Here is a 16,616-nt window from a genome sequence, read left to right as displayed (position 1 = left end):
CCCGGCCCGATCGGCCTTCTTAAACTGCTTCCAGTACCCAGGCCCACCCTCCCACGCAACACGTCTCAGGGTGGTTGTCTGGGTCAAGCTCTGCTGAGAGTATGCGGTCGAGCCGCTTGGTGGGCATCGATCACGCGGATGCTGTCCGGGTGCGCCACACGAGTCGAAACGCTCTGTGTCGTTGACCGCCAGAAGGACGCCGCTCCCTAGGACGACGACAACGAGCAGCACCAGGATGGCGAGCCAACTGCGTCTGCGATTCATGTAGACTCGACTCCGCTGCGGACGCTGGACTCAGCAGAAGGTCTGGGTTGACGAAGGGCGTTCGGGTTTGCAGCCAGTCGCCAGTAGGCTGCGGCGATGCCGATGACTAGGCACCAGGTGCCGAAGGCGATCGGGAAGCTCAGGGCATCGAAGTAAAACATGAGTGTCGACCCCGCGAGGGTGCTTGCAGCGAGGGCCACACCTAGTTGCCGATCGAGTTCGGTCCACGCGGTCCGCCTCGCCAGGAGTGGCCCAATGAACGCAGATAGGGCGATTGCGAGGAACGTGGCGACGCCAACGATGCCTAGCTCGACCAACATGAGGAGCATTTGATTATCCAGGATCCGATAGCTTGTGAGGAAGGTTCCGAAACCACGACCGATCAGCGGGCTGCTCTCGAAGAATTCCTGCGCAATCGCGAAACTTCCAGTTCGAGACGCGACGCTTGGATCCGTATCCAGGCCGAGAAACATCCCCCGAATGGTGCCCATCATGCCTGGAACAAGCACGAAGACTGAACCTGCCAGGAGCACTCCGGCTGCCAGCATGCGGCTCCTGACCGCATTCGTCCAGGTGAAGGCCAGAATCACCGTCCCGACCGCGAGTCCGAGGTAGCCCGACCGCGAACCAGACAGGACAAGAACGACACAGATGGCTGAAGCTGGAAGCCAGCGATGGAGCGAGGACCTCTGGCGATCGTACAAGGCCAAGGTCAAGGCCACCGGGAAGACGACGGTCAACGCCCCGGCGAACTCAAGCGGGTGGAGAGCCGTACCGGTAGGGCGGGTGAATCCACCTCGGCTACCGAGCGTGGAGTAGACGTCCGACCTGATGAATCCCGGAAGCGTGATCCAGTCGGTCAACGAACGTCCGGTGACGAATTGTGCAAGCCCCAGGGCGGCCAGCAATCCACCGGCGATAACCAGTCGACGCGCGAGTATCTGGAGTCGATGCCAGCTCGTGACCCCGTCAGCCGCGACCAGAATGACCCCCAGAATTACGAGAACGCGCAGAATCCCGATATCGGCCTGGCTGGCCTCCAAAGGAGGCAGGGGCCGCCGCATCGCCCAAACATAGGAGGCCAAGACGGCTAGTAGCCAAGCGAAAACCGCCAACTTCACCGGATTGCCGGGGTCTCCGCTGACGTAGCCCACGCGGAACCGTGCCCACGACCACCAAAGAAAGCAGAGCAGGGCCCACAGCGCCGCGGGATAGCCGACGGCGGGCATGGCCTGCAACCGCAGGGCCGAGGGCACGGCGAACTGAAGGATCAAGAACACGGTTAGCGCAGTTACGGCGTCTGCAGGTTCGGGCTCGCTTCCGGACAGGCCAACGTCGAGGCGTTGTGCTCGTCTAGGAAGGAGAGCCGTTGACATGTCGTCTGGCGCGTGCGGTCGCGGCGGGGGCGGCGACCTCGACATCGGATGCTCTGGTACCGGCGACCCTCGTGCCGGATGTCTTCACCACACGATTAGGACTCTCACGATGTGCGACGACGCGCACCGGCGCCGAGGTCGGCTGCGCAGGCTCTTGGCGTCCGTCCGACACCCGCCACTGTTCGTCGGGCGGAGAACTGGCGTCCGGATCAAGACGACGCCCTGCTCGGCGCGGTGTGCTCGATCCCGCCGCGCGACGGCCCTCCGCGCGACGCTGAAGCGCTCCGTCGAGCAGGCCGGTAAGCACGAGTGTGGCCGCGGCTCCCGACCCGACCACAGCGATGACGGCTCGAAGCTGATCCTTGTGGCTGACCTCGGGTTTGGGATCGACGGCGAGCGTGGTGACGGTGATCTGCGACTGTCCTGGGATGCTGAGCTCCTTCTGCATCCCCGATAAGCTGGGTGGGACTTCGGCCACCAACTGATCGCGGATCGAGATGGACTCCTCCTCGGACTCTGCGGAAACGCCGATCAGCAGTATCGGGCCCGCCGTCGTGGTGTCCGGTCCGAGCGTGATTGATGCGTTCGGATGGGAATCGACGAGCGATCGGGTCCGGTCATCCGCCAGGATGCGCGCGCGCAGGACGTCCATGGCAGGATTGAGACCCAACAAGTTGAGGTAAAGGTTTCCGCGCGCGCCGACCGTGCTCTTGGGAGGTAGCAGCAACATGCTGGTGGTCGCCGTGTAGGTCGGCCGGATGAACTGGGAGGTGAGCAGACCTAGCCCAACGGTCAACAGCAGACCGGCGGCGACGATCGGCCACCTTCGACGCAGAGCCGACAGGAGATCAGCGAGCTTCATCCGCGGCCCCCCTGCGTCGCCCGTAGACATATCCTGGGTGTTCATCGAGCGCAACCATCGGCGGGCCAATTCTTCGATGCCAGGTTGGCGCCCCGTCCGCCACCGTAAGATTGAGGATGAAGTTTCCGGGCCCGGACGAGGATCTCTCGCCACCCGCACCTCGAAGCAGAATGGGGTCGATCGAGTGTGGAGCGTTCTTGTACGTAAGCATCGTCCGTGGCTGGTCCTGGCTCTGGGTCTCGTAGTCACCTTGCTGGCGGTCGTTCTCGTGCCCATGTCGCGCGGTGTCTACTGGACCCAGGTCGACGTGATCTTCCTTCCCCCGAAGTCTACGAGCCCGACGAACCCTTTGAGGCAACAATCGGAGAGTCTGGTGTACTTCGTTGCCGCGGTCGAGCGGGAGCTCAATGGTCACAGCATCTATCAGCGGACGGCATCATCTTCGACCACCCTGTACGGCCGCGGGGTGCGGAGCGGTTACGAAATCTCCGTTCCGAGCACGGGCGGACAGTGGCAGGGCAGCTTCAATCAGCCACGCCTCAGCGTGCAGGTGGTTGATGTGAGTCAGGAGCGCGCTGAGGCTCGACTAGAGCAGATCGTCGCGCTGATCGCGACAACAGCGCAGAAGCGCCAGGACGAGTCGGGCGTGAGTGCGGTGAACCGAATCGTCACGGTGACCGCACCGGAGAAGCCAGGCTTCGCCTACATAACGGGGAGCCACCGGCGCGAGCAGGCTGCGTTGCTCCTGCTGGGATCGATAGTCTCGGCAGCTGCTGCTTCGTGGAGCGCGACCTCATGCGAGCGGCGCCGGCGCGTGCGCGGCGAGCCGGTCATCGCCTGACCGGTTCGACTCGTGTTGGACCAGCGTTAGGACTCGCCCAACCACGTCGCTGGGTGTCGTTGTATGAACTACTCGAAGGTGCCGTGTTCGATGATGCGGACGACGTCGTCACCGGTGCGCTTCCAGTTGTCTGGTCGAACCGAGCTTGCCGCAACGCGGGCACGTCCCTCAAGCGAGGGATCGGATACGACTGCGCCAAGCGCCTCAGCAATGCCCTGAGGCGTCGGTCGAGCCCAAACAGCGTTGGGATTCGGCAGGTCGGATCGCGCATCGGCAGAATCATTGATCACAGGGATGGTGCCGGCTGCCAGCATCTCCTCGGCCACAAGTGAGATGTTTGTGAAGGATAGAGCCAGTCCGGCGATGGTTCGGTTGTAAAGATGGTTGAGTTGGGGAGGCGTCAGCCTTGCGTGACGAGTCGCAGGAAAACCCAAGTCACCTGGCGGAGACCCGTACACGTGGATCTCTTGATCAGGGTGGCAGCGGTGGAATTCGCGCAGTGCCAGCACACCAAGGTGGTAGCCGCGTCGCTCGACGCCGGGGCGAGTGTAGAAGACGACTCCCGCGCGCTTCTCCATCGATGACCCGATCTCGGAGTAGACGGTGGTGTCACAGCCAAACTCCACCGTGTCGCACGAAACGCCGATCGATCCGAGTTGTTCTGCAACCATGTGGCCGAGTGCGATGCAGTGAAACCCGAACCGGTATGTGTCTTCCGCCAGTGCGTACTCGGGTCCGCGAGCGTAGAAGAACGGCTCGAAGTCTTGGATGAAGTAGAACCGCGGCAGACGATCGGACGACCGCTTAGCCATTACGTGCGCCGTTTGCCATGAGGTCGCTACACACGCATCCACTTCATCGATGCCTTTGCGCGCGTCGCGTACACGGGCTCTTATCGTCGGCCAGCCGCGGCGAATGATCGCTTCGTGCTCCTCCATGTCGCCGAAGTAGCGGTCGTACAGGAACAGAACGCAGCTGTGGCCGGCGCTTTCCAGCGCGTTGATCATGCGGAACATGGTGGTGTGCCCGCCGGAGCCGAGAGCTGGTGGTGTCGTTACCCATCCGATCAGCAGAGGCTTGTCGCGCGAGCTGCGAATTGGCGTCACGCGACTGAGGGTCACCGAGTCGGCAATGTCTGACTCCAGTAGCGGGAAGTCGGTTCCCATTGCACCGGACCGCGCGTAGGTAGCGCGAACCAGTCGACGGCCGAGGCTGGTTGGTCCTTCGGCCCTGATCACGTTCCAGCTCTTCCGCATCAACGCCGCCGTCTGGCGGACAGGTGGCATCCTCAGTCCCCGCTGTAAGTTCCGTGGCGGAGCCATCGATATTGCCGCAGGACGTCTCGGGCTCTACGGGCGGCGGCGATCAAAGTATATTGGGGCCGACGGCGTGTGCGTTTCTGGCCCAGAGCGATACGTCGCGACAGCCTGCGCCACTGGGCACTGTGCTGGATCGCCGGGTAGGTCTCGGCAGCGAAGTCGAGGTAGGCGTCTGTCCCGGCTGAGGTCGCGCGGCCCCGGTCGTAGTCGTGAGCCGCGCTGCGAAGGGCCTGACGAGCGAGCGCTGCCTGTGCTGACGCCTGCATTCTCGCGGCTCCAGGGATATCGCCAGCTTCACCAGCGAACAGCAAATCGAATGCGGCTCGCTTCTCCTTCACCTCCGCCAGCGGAGTAGCGAGGCGTGTCGAGAGGCTACCTGGGTGATCACGATGGAACGCTTGATCGGGTCCTTCGACGTACACGACGTCGGCGAAGGCAGCGAGGCGGAACCACATCTCCATATCGTGGGCGTGGGCGAGATCGCGCTGCCCACCTGCACGCATGGCGACCGATCGCCGCATCACTACCTCCGGTGAGGTAATGACATTGAATCCATCGGCGCAACGCGCAGCCAGCCAATCCCGCCCGGGCCATGCTCTCCACGCGGCGACCCGCGTTCGCATGCGGAGCGGTACATCGCCGGAGAAGTGCTTTGGGCGTCCGTAGACGAGTCCAGCGCTTGGGAACGCATCAGCCGCACTGACAGCCCGCGCCAGTGAACCGGAGGTGAGTGCGTCGTCGGCGTCCAGCCGCACGAGGAACTCGCCGCTCGCAGCCGCCATACCACGGTTGAAGGTATCCACTGGGCCCTGATTCCAAGGCTGGGTGATGACGCGGACACGCGAGTCGCGCGCTAGCCGCCGTGCTACAGCGACGGAGTCGTCGCTGGAGGCGTCGTCGACGATGATGACTTCGACATGCACCATCTCCTGGCTCAACACCGATGCCACGGCCACGGGAAGGTAGTGGGCGTAATTGAAGCACGGGATCACGACCGACACGGTCGCATCGGGGCGAAACGGCATCGGATCGACGACCCGACGGCGTACTCTTCGGGAGAGGCTCAAGGCTGATGACGTTTCGCTGATCGTCATATGCTCACCTGTGACAGTGGGCCGAGGGCAACCTCGACAAGAGTGCCTTTCACCGCACGAGGTCGCAGAGTTCTCAGGGCCTCGACGACCTGCCGCTGCTGGGCTTGGGTGATGTGCGGGAAGAGCGGGAGGGAGAGGATCTCGTTGGCAGCTCGCTCGGAGACGGGGAAATCACCGAACTGGTAGCCGAGGCCCGCATACGCACGGGTCAAGTGCAGCGGGTACGGGTAGTGGATGCCGGCGCCGATGCCGGCCTCGTGCAGGGAGTGCAGGACGGCATCGCGGTTCGGCACCCGAACGACGTAGAGGTGCCAGACGTCGTTGTTGCCCGGCATCGAATTCGGCGTGCGGACGCCCGGGACGTCGGCGAGCAGCTCGGTGTAGCGGGCTGCGGCCGCTCGGCGCAGCTCGTTCCAGCCGGCGAGGCGAGCGAGCTTGGCCTTCAGCACGACGGCCTGGACGGTGTCGAGGCGGGAGTTGAAGCCGACCACGTCGTGGACGTACTTCTTCGCCGACCCGTGGGCGCCGATCAGCCGGACCCGCTCGGCGACGTCCGCACGGTTCGTGGTGACGGCTCCGGCGTCGCCGGCGGCGCCGAGGTTTTTGCCGGGGTAGAAGCTGGTGCCGGCTGCATCACCGAGGCCGCCGGCGAAGCGGCCGAAGCGGGTCGCGCCTTGGGACTGGGCGGCGTCCTCGACCACCGGGATGCCCAGCGGGGCGGCGATCTCGATGATCTTCTCGACCGGGGCGACCTGGCCGAACAGGTGCACCGGAACGATTGCCTGGGTCCGCTTGGTGATCGCGGCTGCGACGAGGTTGGGATCGATCAGCAGGTAGTCCGGGTCGACGTCGACCAGTACCGGGATCGCGCCGATCCGGGAGACCGCCTCGGCGGTCGCGATGAAGGTGTTCGCCGGCAGGATGACCTCGCCGCCGGCCTGGACGCCGACCCCGCGGAGGGCGAGCTCGAGGGCGTCGGTGCCGTTCGCGACGCCGATGCAGTGCGACACCTGGGTGAAGTCGGCGTAGGCGAGTTCGAACTCGCCGACCGCCTTGCCACCGATGAAGGCCGTGGTCGCGAACACGTCGGCGAGGCCGGCCTCGATCTCCTCGGCCACCTCGGCGTGCTGCGCGGCAAGATCAACAAGGGGGATGCTCATGCGGGCAACCCTTCTGCGTTGTAGGTGAGTGGATACTCCGCCGAGTGCCGGAGCGGCTGCATCCGTCGCGCGGGGAGTCCGATCCAGGTCTCGTGATCCGGCAGGTCGCGGGTGAGCGCGGCGCCCATGCCCAGGGTTGCGCCCGAGCCGACGGTCGCGTTCTCCCGAACGCAGGAGTTCATCCCGAGGTAGGCGCCCACTCGGATGTGCACCGTGCCACCGAGGGTGACACCGGCACACAGGGTGGCGAAGTCGTCGATGCGGTCGTCGTGGGTGAGCGTCACGTTGGGCATGATCACGACGTGCCGGCCGACGGTGACGTCGGCGGTCAGGACGGTGCCGGCGAGCACGATGCTGCCGGCGCCGATCGAGCAGGACGAGCGGACGCGGACCGACGGGTCGACCACGGTCGCGAACCGGTCCTCGCCGATGCCGAGCTGGGCAAGGCGATCCACGATGGCCGACCGCACCGTGCCCTTCCCGGCGCAGACTAACAGGTCCGCGGTCGGATGATCAAGCACCGACGACAAGGGACCGAGCACGGGCACCCGGCCGACCGACGTTCCGTGCAGGGCCGGGCTGTCGTCGACGATGCCGGCGACCTCGTAGTAGTACTGGCCCTCGAGGCAGGCCAACACCTCGCGGGCCAGGCCACTGGCGGCGATCAGGATCAGCGGAGTGCTCATCACTCAATGCCTTCGACGGGCTCAGGGCGCGTGCCCTTCGACGGGCTCAGGGCACATTTGCGGAGCGCGTCGATCACGCGGGCCTGCTCGGATTCGCCCATCTGGTGGAACAGCGGCAGGATGAGCGTGTTGTCGGTCAGCCGCTCGGTGTTCGGCAGCTGATCGGCGGCGGCGAATGAAGCGTACGGTGGCTGACGATGCGCGGCCATGATGCCGCGCCTCCCCGATATCTCGACCTCAGCCATGTGGGCCAGAACCTCGTCCCTGGAGCGGGGAAAGGTGGGGGACACCTCAATCCAGTACGACTGGAAGTTGCTGGTCCCCCAGGCCGGGTCAACCACCGTACGCAACCCTGGGATGTCTTCGATCTGCTTGGCGTACGCGGCGGCGAGTTCGCGCCGCCGACGGACGATCTCGGGAAGACGACCGAGCTGGACCAGACCGACCGCCGCCTGCAGGTCGGTCATCCGGAAGTTGTAGCCCACTTCGAGGTAGGACTCGGCGGGAGCGAGAACGGAACCGTGCCGGTCGGCCGCGGAGACGCTCATCGCGTGCTCCCGGAGCCGGCGGGCGCGATCCGCCCAGTCCTGGCGAGACGTGGTGATCATGCCACCCTCGCCGGTGGTGATGATCTTGCGCGGGTGGAACGACCAGGCCGCGATCTCGGCGCCGGCGCCGACCGGCCGGCCCTTGTAGGTCGAACCGGAGCCGCACGCCGCGTCCTCGATCACCACGATGCCGCGCGGGTCGCAGACCGCCCGGATGGCATCGAGATCGACGGGTACGCCGCCCTGGTCGACGACGATCACCGCACGGGTCTTCGCTGTGAGTACAGCGGAAACCGTGGAGGCGGTCAGGTTGCCGGTGATCGCGTCCACGTCGGCGAAGACCGGGGTCGCACCGACGTACACCGGCGCGTTGGTGGTCGCGATGAAGGAGAACGACGGAACCACGACCTCGTCGCCGGGTTGCACGCCGGCGACGATCAGAGCGAGGTGCAAAGCGGTCGTGCAGGACGAGGTGGCCACCGCGTGCGACGCCTGCATGGCCTCGGCGAACGCGTTCTCGAAGGCGGCGACGCGTGGCCCTTGGGCGACCCAGCCCGAACTGATCGCGTCGGCGACGGCGTCGATCTCCTCCTGCCCGAGATAGGGCAGCATCACGTTGATCCGGCTCATGCGCCACCTACCGAGACAGGGGCCCCGACCGGTGCCTGCGAGTCCTCGTCGGCGGCGTCGCGGGCCCGCTCGGCCTGCCACCAGCCGACCAGCTCCCGCAGCCCGGACTCCAGGTCGATCGTGGCCGTGAAGCCGAGGTCCTCGGCGGCCGCCGAGGTGCTGGCCAGCCGGCGCTTGACGCCGTTGACCGCGCGCTCAGGGCCGTGCTCGACGCCGAGGTCGGAGTCCATCGCGGCCAGCAGCGCCTCGGCCAGGCCCTTCAACGACGTCTCGACCCCGCTGGCGATGTTGTAGACGCCTTCGTTCACCGGCGCGACCGCGGCCAGCAGGTTCGCCCGGGCGATGTCGGTGGTGTAGACGAAGTCCATCGTCTGCGCGCCGTCACCGAAGATCAGCGGCGGCAACCCGGCGGTGATCCGCTCCATCCAGCGGATCAGCACCTCGGTATAGAGGCCGTAGATGTCCATCCGCGGCCCGTAGACGTTGAAGTAGCGCAGCGCGACGTAGTCCAGCCCGGACATCGCCCGGAAGCTGCGCAGCATCCCCTCGTTGAACGACTTCGCTGCGCCGTAGAAGGTGTCGTTGTCGTACGGGTGATGGTTCTCCCGGGTGGGGAACTCCTCGGCCAGCCCGTAGACCGACGCCGAGGAGGCGGCGACCAGCTTGCCGATCTTGTGCGCGGCGGCCGCCTCGATCACGTTGAACGTCCCGTCGACCAGGACCTCCAGCGCCAGCCGCGGCTCCTCCGCACACTGGGTGATCCGGATCGCGGCCTCGTGGAAGACGAGGTCGCAGCCGGCGGTCAGGTCGTTGACCAGGTCCCGATCACGGATGTCGCCGTCGACGACCGACAGCCGCCCGTCGGCCAGCACCGAGCGCAGGTTGGCGCGCCGGCCGCGGACGAAGTTGTCGAGTACGCGCACCTCGGCGACGTCGGTGGCCAGCAGCTGCTCGACGATGGTCGAGCCGATCGTGCCCGCGCCGCCGGTGACCAGAACGCGAGCGCCGGTGAGGGAGTCGAAGCCGCTCATGCCACCAGTTCCTTCTCGTGCCCTTCGACAGGCTCAGGGCTCATGGCGGGCTCGGGGCTCGTGCGGGGCTCAGGGCTCATGCCGGGCTCGGGGCACGTCACCGGGCCGCCGGTCGCCAGGCTGGTCGTCACGGCCTCCAGCACGGACAGCACGCGCAGTCCGGCCCGGCCGTCGGTCCGGGGCGCGCGACCCTCCTCGATCGCGGCGGCGAATTCCGACGCCATCGAACCGAGGGCTTCCTTCTCGGGCAGTGCCGGGACGACGATGTCGCCCATCCGGTAGGACACCGTCACCGCGGCCCGACGCGTCGCGTCCTTCGCCTGGGTGGCCAGGTCGACGCCTCGGTCGTGGATGGAGATCCGCTGCTGCGGGTTGAGGTCGTCCCAGACCAGGGTCCGGCGGCTGCCGCCGATCACCATCTGGCGGATCTTCGTCGGCGAGAGCCAGTTGACGTTGACATGCGCGATGCCGCCGGAGCTGAGCGGCATGGTCAGGTAGCCCACGCACGCCTTCCCCGCTCCGAGCGGATCCGCCCCGCTCGCGCTGACGCTGCGCGGCTCCAGGCCGCCCGGCAGGATGAAGTCGAGGATCGAGAGGTCGTGCGGCGCGAGGTCCCAGAAGACGTCGACATCGGGCTGCACCAGGCCGAGATTGATCCGGGTCGAGTCGACGTACAAGATGTCGCCCAGCTGCCCCGACTCCACGACCTCGCGGATGTAGCCGACCGCCGGCGTGTAGCAGTAGGTGTGGTCGATCATCAGCACCCGGCCGGCGGCCTCGGCAGCCGAGACCATGAGCGCTGCCGTCTCGGCGTTGTCGGCGAGCGGCTTCTCCACCAGGACGTGCTTGCCCGCCTCGAAGGCGGCCAGTGCCAGCGGCGCGTGGGTCCGGGCGGGCGTCGCGATGGCGACGGCGTCGACGTCGGTGCGGGCCAGCAGCCGGCGTACGTCGGTCTCGATGTCGACCGTCGACCGGTCACCGACGACCTTGCGGGCGCGTGCCTCGTCGAGGTCGCAGACGGCGACGAGGTCCCACTCCGGGTTGGCGCGGAAGTTGCGCACCAGGTTGGGGCCCCAATATCCGGCACCGATAACGGCGATCGATCTCATCTGAGCTGCTGTTCCTGTTCGGTCGGGGGGATTCCGTACGCTGCATGCGGGCCTGGCCGCGCGGGCGTTGGATTCGCCGGTGGTAAGGGGATTCGTGGCGCTGTCTGGTCAGGTCAGCCGGGTTGCGGGGGGTCGTCCGCTCAGCGCGGGTCCCGCGTCGCGGCTCGCGGGAGCGCGCGTGGACATCGAGCAGCCGCCGTCGCGACCACCGTCGCGTCGGACCGGCAACGCCGTCGGGTCGGATCCGCGTGCGTCGACCCGCGACCATCCCGACGAGCCACGGAAATCGACGGTGACGTCGATCATCCGGGCAGGCAAGGTCGAGCCCCCGTGCTCAGTCATCCTCGAACTCCCCCTCACAGGCGCGCGGTCGCGCGTCTGCTGCCCGCCGGGTGCTGAGCCTCCCCCTCCCAAAGGGGACTCACGCCCGTCCTGCTCCCCCGAACGTTGTCCGGGCCCCCGACGAGACGCCAGTCACGCTATCGCCGGGCGATCGAGGCCGTGCTGGAGTTATCAACTCGTAATAATTCCCGCGGCGGCAGAGCACATAAGTGTCGGAGCGGCGATCGGAGCGTGTCCGAACAGTATCGCCGCGTTGTCCCTCCGGGGTGAGACTTTTCAACCAGACAAGCGATGTCGGCAGATCATCGACATCACGGGGTGGGATTGCGTGCGTCGTAGCGGAGGAATCTCGGCACCAGAAGGCACGCGAGCCAGAGCAGCGCGACGCAACTGAGCCCGCCCACGATCGCCGCCGTTGCCTCGCCCCACCAGTCGGCCTCGGTGCCGAGCACCAGGTCGCCGAGCCGAGGTCCGCCGGCGACGACGACGATGAAGACGCCCTGCAGCCGGCCGCGCATGTCGTCCGGCGTCGCGGTCTGCAAGATGGTCTGCCGGAAGACCGCGCTGACCGCGTCCGAGCCGCCGGCGACCATCAAGAAGGCGGCCGCGGCGATCAGTGCGCCGAGCGCGACCTGGCTCGGGGAGGTGGCGCCGACCCAGAGCAGGACCAGCCCGAAGCCGGTGACGGCGAGGCCGAAGAACGTGATCGCGCCCACGATGACGCGGGCCTGGTGGTGGATCCGCACCAGGCCGCCGGAGAACACGCCGGCTACGAACGAGCCGGCGGCGAACGCCGCGCTCAGCCAGCCGGTGGTGGTCGCCCCGCCGCCGATGAACACGACGCCGACCGCCGGGAACAGCACCCGCGGCATGGCGAAGATCATCGCGATCAGATCGACCACGAACGTCATCCGGACGTTCGGCCGGGTCGCGAGGTAGCGCAGTCCCTCGAGCACGGACGCGAAGCCACGCTTGCGCTCGGTGCCGTCGCCGGACGGGATCGGAGGCAGTGCGGGCAGCCGCCACAGGGCCCACAGGGCCGCGGTGAACAGCACCACGTCGACCGCGTACGCCGCCGCGAAGTCCGCGGCCGCGACCAGCGCGGCGCCGAGCAGGGGCCCGAGGGTGAGCGAGACGCTCCAGCCGGTGGTCTGCAGGACGTTCGCCGCCGGCAGCAGTCGCGGCTCGATCAGCCGCGGGATGATCGCGGTCCGGGCCGGGTTGTTCACCGCGAAGCCCGCGGACTGGAGCGCGACCAGGGCGTACAGCAGGCCGACCGAGTTCACGTGCAGCCACGCCTGCACGACCAGCGCGACCGAGATGACGAACAGCGCGCCGGAGGCCAGCAGCGCGATCCGGCGCCGGTCGTATGCGTCCACCAGGGCACCGCCGTACAGCCCGAGCAAGACCAGCGGCACGAGGGCGAAGATGCCGAGCACGCCGACCGCGAGGGTGGACCGGGTGATGGCGTAGACCTGCAGCCCGACCGCGACCGCGGTCAGCTGGGTGCCGATGTTGGAGATACCCAGGCCCCACCAGAGACGCCGGAAGCTCGGACTGACCCGGAGCGGGGTGAGGTCGAGGAGGAGTGCCATGGCTTGCTTCGACGCTACCCCGGGCCTCGGCTCGCCCGATCGGCTGGGAGGGAGCTGGCGGCCCACCTGCCCAGCGGGAGCAAGTGGGCCAGCTCGGCGTCCCCCGCGCGGCCTGCGCCCGGGACGAGATGAGGTCGGTCGGGACGACCATGCCCGGATCCAACGGCCTGACAAGGTGTCCTGGCCGGCGACACCTGCCGCAGCCGAGGCCGTTGAACTATGCTTGCAGGCAACTCAGGCAGGTCGTCCAAACCGCGCCAGGTGAAATGTATCCCAGTGTGTTTACCTTGTAAACACCTTCGATCGGAGAGAGCACGCCGGTGGACTCGAAGATCAGTCAGCCGGGAGGCCGTCGCGATCCGGCCGGGCGACGACCGCTCAGCCAGCTGGCCATTCTCACCGAGGCGATCCGTTTCATCGACGAGCAGGGCCGGGACCGGCTCACCATGCGTCAGCTCGGCGCGCGCCTCGGCGTCGAGGCGATGGCCCTCTATCGCTACGTCCCGGGTCGCGAGCAGCTGCTCGACGGGGTGGTCGAGGTGCTGATGGAGGAGTTGTACAACGACACCATGGTCGACAACCGGGCCACCACCTGGCAGGACTATCTGCAGCAGCTCGCCCACGGCGTACGTCGGCTGGCGCTGGCCCATCCCCAGGTCTTCCCGCTGGTCGCCTCGCGCCCGCCGGCGGCGCCCTGGTTGCGGCCACCGCTGCGCAGCCTGCGCTGGGTGGAGGCCTTCCTCGAGGGGCTGGCCGGCTACGGCTTCTCCCGGGCGGCGAGCGTGTCGACGTACCGGGCGTTCGCGACCTTCCTGCTCGGCCACCTGCTGCTGGAGACCGCGGCCGCCATCGGGTTGCCCAGCCGGCCCGAGGACGACATCGAGTTCATCGAGAGCAACGACCTCGCCGACTACCCGCTGATCACCGAGCTCGGGCCGCAGCTGGCCGTGGACATGTTCAGCGACGAGTTCGACGCGGCCCTGGAGGATCTCATCAACCGGCTGACGACGGACCTGGACTGAGGGTGTCCGACCCCGACGCCGACGTCGACCCGACCGACGGCCGGCACGAGACACTGAACGAGCGGCTGGACCGCAACTGGAACGAGATCCTGCAGGAGCTCCGGGTCACCCAGACCGGCACCCAGATCCTCACCGGCTTCCTGCTCACCATCGCCTTCCAGCCGACCTTCAAGGGCCTCACCGCGTTTCAGCACGGGGTGTACCTGATCTTGGTCTCGGCAGCCGTGCTGACCACCGCGCTCGGTCTGGCACCGGTGAACCTGCACCGGGCGCTGTTTCGCCAGCACGCCCGGGCGGCGATCGTCGGGACCGCGCACCTGATCCTGCGGATCGTGCTGGCCGGCGTCGGGCTGGTGCTCACCGGGACGGTCTTGTTGATCTTCGACGTCACCGTCGGCCGGGCCGCGGCCTGGATCGCGGCCGGCGTCACGCTGGTGCTGCTCGTCCTGATCGCCGCGCTGCCTACGTTGATGACCAGGCTCCACCAGGTTCCGGGCCCGCAGCCCGGCAAACCCTGACCCGGTCGGGTCAGGGCGTATAGACGGTCAGCGCCCGCGGTTTGATCACGGCCTCGAAGCGCCGGAACTCACCGATCACGTCGCCGTCCAGCTGGTAGTTGTCCGCCTCGTCGATCTCGACCACCACCTTCGAGCCGCTGAAGCTGTCGATGGTGTCGCCCTTGTGGCCGCGACGCGTGACCAGATGCGAGGCCGTCCGGAGCCAGTCCCGGATCCGGTGCGGCGAGGCGACGAAGACGTGCAGCAGCCCGTCGTGTGCGCTGGCTCGTGGCAGCAGGGCGATGCCGCCGACCAGCTGGCCGACGTTGCCGACCAGCACCACCATGGCCTTGCGGTGGTGCGGCCGGTGCCCGTCCACGGTGATCTTCGCGTTCAGCGGCAGCCGGCCGAGAGCCTTGCCGACCGAGAAGAAGTACGCCGCCGGCCCGAGCTTTGCCTTCAACGTCGGATCGGCGTCGGCCATGATCGCGGAATCCACCCCGGCGCCGGCCATCACCGCGAAGTGCTCGGGTTCGTGACCGTCGACCGTCATCTCGATCAGGTCGATCTGCTTGGTCTGCTTGGCCAGGATGACGTGCAGCGCGCCCTCGCGATCCAGCGGGATGTCGAGGTTGCGGGCGAGCAGGTTGCCGGTCCCGGACGGGATGATGCCCAGCTTCACCTCGGTTCCGGCCAGCCCGTCGGCCACCAGCCGGACGGTGCCGTCGCCACCGGCGACGACGACGGTCTCGACGCCGGCGTCCAGCGCCTGCCTGGTCATCGCCCGCCCGGCGTCGTCCTCGGTCGTCTCCAGCCAGAGCGGGCGGCCCCAGCCGTTGTCGAAGAAGGTGTCGGTCACGTCTTGACGAAAGTCGTCGGCGACCTTGATCGGGTTGACCACCACTGCGTAGCGAGGGTGTCGGGTCGCCTGGCTCATGGCGTGGATCGTATCGGGAGGTCGAGAATGTGCGGATGGACGACGCAGCCACGGCGACGCGCGAGGATCCGTTCGCCCGGCTGACGGAGCCGGACCTGCGCCGCCGGACCAGCGTGAAGTGGCGCCGGTTCGCGCCGGACGTGCTGCCGCTGTGGGTCGCGGAGATGGACGTGGACCTGGCCGAACCCGTGGTGGACGCACTCCAGCGGGCGATCCGCGACGGCGACACCGGCTATCCGTGCGGTCCCGGCTATGCCGAGGCGTACGCATCCTTCGCCGCCGAGCGATGGGGCTGGGAGCCGGCGATCGATCCGATCCGGTTGGTGCCCGACGTGATGATCGGGATCAGCGAGGTGTTCAAGACCCTCACCTCGCCGGGCGACACGGTGATCGTCGACCCGCCCGTCTATCCGCCCTTCTACTCCTACCTGCGACACCTCGGCCGGCGGATCCGGCCGGTACCGCTCGGGCCGGATCTCCGGCTGGACCTCGCCGCCCTGGAGGCGGCCTTCGCCCGCAGCCGGGCCGATGGCGCCGGCACCGCGATGCTGCTCTGCAACCCGCACAACCCGACCGGCACCGTGCACTCGGCGGCCGAGCTGGCGACGCTGGCCAGCCTGGCGGCTCGGCACGACGTGCTCATGGTGGTCGACGAGATCCACGCGCCGCTGACCCTGCCCGGCGCGGAGTTCACCCCGTTCCTGTCCGTGCCCGGCGGCGAGAGCGGGATCGTCGTCACCTCGGCCGCGAAGGGCTGGAACCTCAGCGGGCTCAAGGCCGGGCTGGCGATTCCGGGTCGGGCGGCGGCCGACGCGCTCGCCCGGATGCCCGAGGAGGTCGGGCACGGCGCGAGCCATCTCGGCGTGATCGCCCACTCCGCCGCACTGCACGACGGCGGGCGCTGGCTGGACGACGTACGCCACGCCCTGCTGGCCCATCGGGGGCTGCTGGTCGATCTGCTGCGCGAGCAGCTCCCGTCGCTCGGCTGGCGCCCCGGCGAGGGCACCTACCTGGCCTGGCTGGACTTTCGTGCGCTGGATCTCGGTGACGACCCGGCCGCCGTGCTGGTCGAGCGCGCCCGGGTCGCGCTCACGCCCGGCCCGCCGTTCGGGCCCGAGGGCGACGGGTTCGCCCGGCTGAACCTGGCCACCAGCCCGGCGATCATGGGCGAGGCGGTCCGGAGGATCGCGGCGGCCGTGGCCGGCTGACCAGGGTCCGGGTGGTCGCTCGATTCGGGCGTATCAACCGGCCGGCCGGGTGCTCCACACCTCGGAGCGTCGTTGCGCGCGCCCCGATGTCGGCG

The 16,616-nt window shown here is 67.8% G+C and carries 15 protein-coding genes; 4 read left to right on the top strand and 11 right to left on the bottom strand.

What is annotated here, in order from left to right:
* Nucleotides 1-260: 260 nt before the first annotated feature.
* Together ABD747_RS19420 and ABD747_RS19415 are read right to left on the bottom strand one after the other, a co-directional pair.
* Nucleotides 261-1,544 (bottom strand): O-antigen ligase family protein, encoded by a 1,284-nt coding sequence (locus ABD747_RS19420; protein ID WP_344807679.1) that lies wholly within the window; start codon nucleotides 1,542-1,544, stop codon nucleotides 261-263.
* A 73-nt stretch (nucleotides 1,545-1,617) separates the two neighbouring features.
* Nucleotides 1,618-2,502 carry a hypothetical protein gene (locus tag ABD747_RS19415; protein WP_344807677.1) on the bottom strand — a complete coding sequence of 295 codons (885 nt, stop codon included), beginning with the start codon at nucleotides 2,500-2,502 and terminating at the stop codon, nucleotides 1,618-1,620.
* 37 nt (nucleotides 2,503-2,539) lie between these two features.
* Here ABD747_RS19415 and ABD747_RS19410 point away from each other — a divergent pair, with 37 nt between their 5' ends.
* Nucleotides 2,540-3,343 carry a hypothetical protein gene (locus ABD747_RS19410; protein WP_344807675.1) on the top strand — a complete coding sequence of 268 codons (804 nt, stop codon included), beginning with the start codon at nucleotides 2,540-2,542 and terminating at the stop codon, nucleotides 3,341-3,343.
* 68 nt (nucleotides 3,344-3,411) lie between these two features.
* Here ABD747_RS19410 and ABD747_RS19405 read toward each other — a convergent pair whose 3' ends face one another.
* The 8 genes from ABD747_RS19405 to ABD747_RS19370 all read right to left on the bottom strand — a co-directional run bounded on the left by ABD747_RS19405 (nucleotide 3,412) and on the right by ABD747_RS19370 (nucleotide 12,857).
* Nucleotides 3,412-4,581: a rhamnosyltransferase WsaF family glycosyltransferase gene (locus ABD747_RS19405; RefSeq protein WP_344807673.1), complete on the bottom strand. Its 1,170-nt coding sequence runs from the start codon at nucleotides 4,579-4,581 to the stop codon at nucleotides 3,412-3,414.
* Between the two features lie 50 nt (nucleotides 4,582-4,631).
* Nucleotides 4,632-5,756 carry a glycosyltransferase family 2 protein gene (locus tag ABD747_RS19400; RefSeq protein WP_344807671.1) on the bottom strand — a complete coding sequence of 375 codons (1,125 nt, stop codon included), beginning with the start codon at nucleotides 5,754-5,756 and terminating at the stop codon, nucleotides 4,632-4,634.
* Entirely contained in the window at nucleotides 5,753-6,916 is a 1,164-nt protein-coding gene (locus ABD747_RS19395; protein WP_344807669.1) for a DegT/DnrJ/EryC1/StrS family aminotransferase, read from the bottom strand. The genes ABD747_RS19400 and ABD747_RS19395 overlap by 4 nt, the downstream gene beginning before the upstream one ends.
* Nucleotides 6,913-7,602: an acetyltransferase gene (locus ABD747_RS19390; protein ID WP_344807667.1), complete on the bottom strand. Its 690-nt coding sequence runs from the start codon at nucleotides 7,600-7,602 to the stop codon at nucleotides 6,913-6,915. Before ABD747_RS19390 ends, ABD747_RS19395 begins: the two co-directional genes overlap by 4 nt.
* Nucleotides 7,602-8,780: a DegT/DnrJ/EryC1/StrS family aminotransferase gene (locus ABD747_RS19385; RefSeq protein WP_344807665.1), complete on the bottom strand. Its 1,179-nt coding sequence runs from the start codon at nucleotides 8,778-8,780 to the stop codon at nucleotides 7,602-7,604. Before ABD747_RS19385 ends, ABD747_RS19390 begins: the two co-directional genes overlap by 1 nt.
* The gene (locus tag ABD747_RS19380) at nucleotides 8,777-9,811 is read right to left on the bottom strand and encodes an NAD-dependent epimerase/dehydratase family protein (protein WP_344807663.1); all 1,035 of its coding nucleotides are present in this window, start codon (nucleotides 9,809-9,811) and stop codon (nucleotides 8,777-8,779) included. Before ABD747_RS19380 ends, ABD747_RS19385 begins: the two co-directional genes overlap by 4 nt.
* The gene (locus ABD747_RS19375) at nucleotides 9,808-10,920 is read right to left on the bottom strand and encodes a Gfo/Idh/MocA family protein (protein ID WP_344807661.1); all 1,113 of its coding nucleotides are present in this window, start codon (nucleotides 10,918-10,920) and stop codon (nucleotides 9,808-9,810) included. The genes ABD747_RS19380 and ABD747_RS19375 overlap by 4 nt, the downstream gene beginning before the upstream one ends.
* Nucleotides 10,921-11,573: 653 nt before the next feature.
* On the bottom strand, nucleotides 11,574-12,857 hold the full coding sequence (locus ABD747_RS19370) for an MFS transporter (RefSeq protein ID WP_344807659.1): 1,284 nt from the start codon (nucleotides 12,855-12,857) through the stop codon (nucleotides 11,574-11,576).
* 320 nt (nucleotides 12,858-13,177) lie between these two features.
* On the opposite strand from ABD747_RS19370, the gene ABD747_RS19365 reads away from it, so the two are divergent.
* Both ABD747_RS19365 and ABD747_RS19360 read left to right on the top strand, forming a co-directional pair.
* Nucleotides 13,178-13,879: a TetR/AcrR family transcriptional regulator gene (locus ABD747_RS19365; protein WP_344807657.1), complete on the top strand. Its 702-nt coding sequence runs from the start codon at nucleotides 13,178-13,180 to the stop codon at nucleotides 13,877-13,879.
* A 2-nt stretch (nucleotides 13,880-13,881) separates the two neighbouring features.
* The gene (locus ABD747_RS19360) at nucleotides 13,882-14,397 is read left to right on the top strand and encodes a DUF6328 family protein (protein ID WP_344807655.1); all 516 of its coding nucleotides are present in this window, start codon (nucleotides 13,882-13,884) and stop codon (nucleotides 14,395-14,397) included.
* A gap of 10 nt (nucleotides 14,398-14,407) precedes the next feature.
* On the opposite strand, the gene ABD747_RS19355 is transcribed toward ABD747_RS19360, so the two are convergent.
* Nucleotides 14,408-15,313 carry a diacylglycerol/lipid kinase family protein gene (locus ABD747_RS19355; RefSeq protein WP_344807653.1) on the bottom strand — a complete coding sequence of 302 codons (906 nt, stop codon included), beginning with the start codon at nucleotides 15,311-15,313 and terminating at the stop codon, nucleotides 14,408-14,410.
* Nucleotides 15,314-15,348: 35 nt separating this feature from the next.
* On the opposite strand from ABD747_RS19355, the gene ABD747_RS19350 reads away from it, so the two are divergent.
* Nucleotides 15,349-16,521, top strand: coding sequence for a MalY/PatB family protein (locus tag ABD747_RS19350; RefSeq protein WP_344807651.1), 1,173 nt, complete (start codon nucleotides 15,349-15,351; stop codon nucleotides 16,519-16,521).
* The last annotated feature ends 95 nt before the right edge of the window (nucleotides 16,522-16,616 follow it).

This window comes from Microlunatus ginsengisoli, from assembly GCF_039537205.1.
Taxonomy (GTDB): domain Bacteria; phylum Actinomycetota; class Actinomycetes; order Propionibacteriales; family Propionibacteriaceae; genus Microlunatus; species Microlunatus ginsengisoli.
Note: the sequence above shows the minus strand (reverse complement) of the source record. Positions and strands in the feature narration are given on the sequence as shown.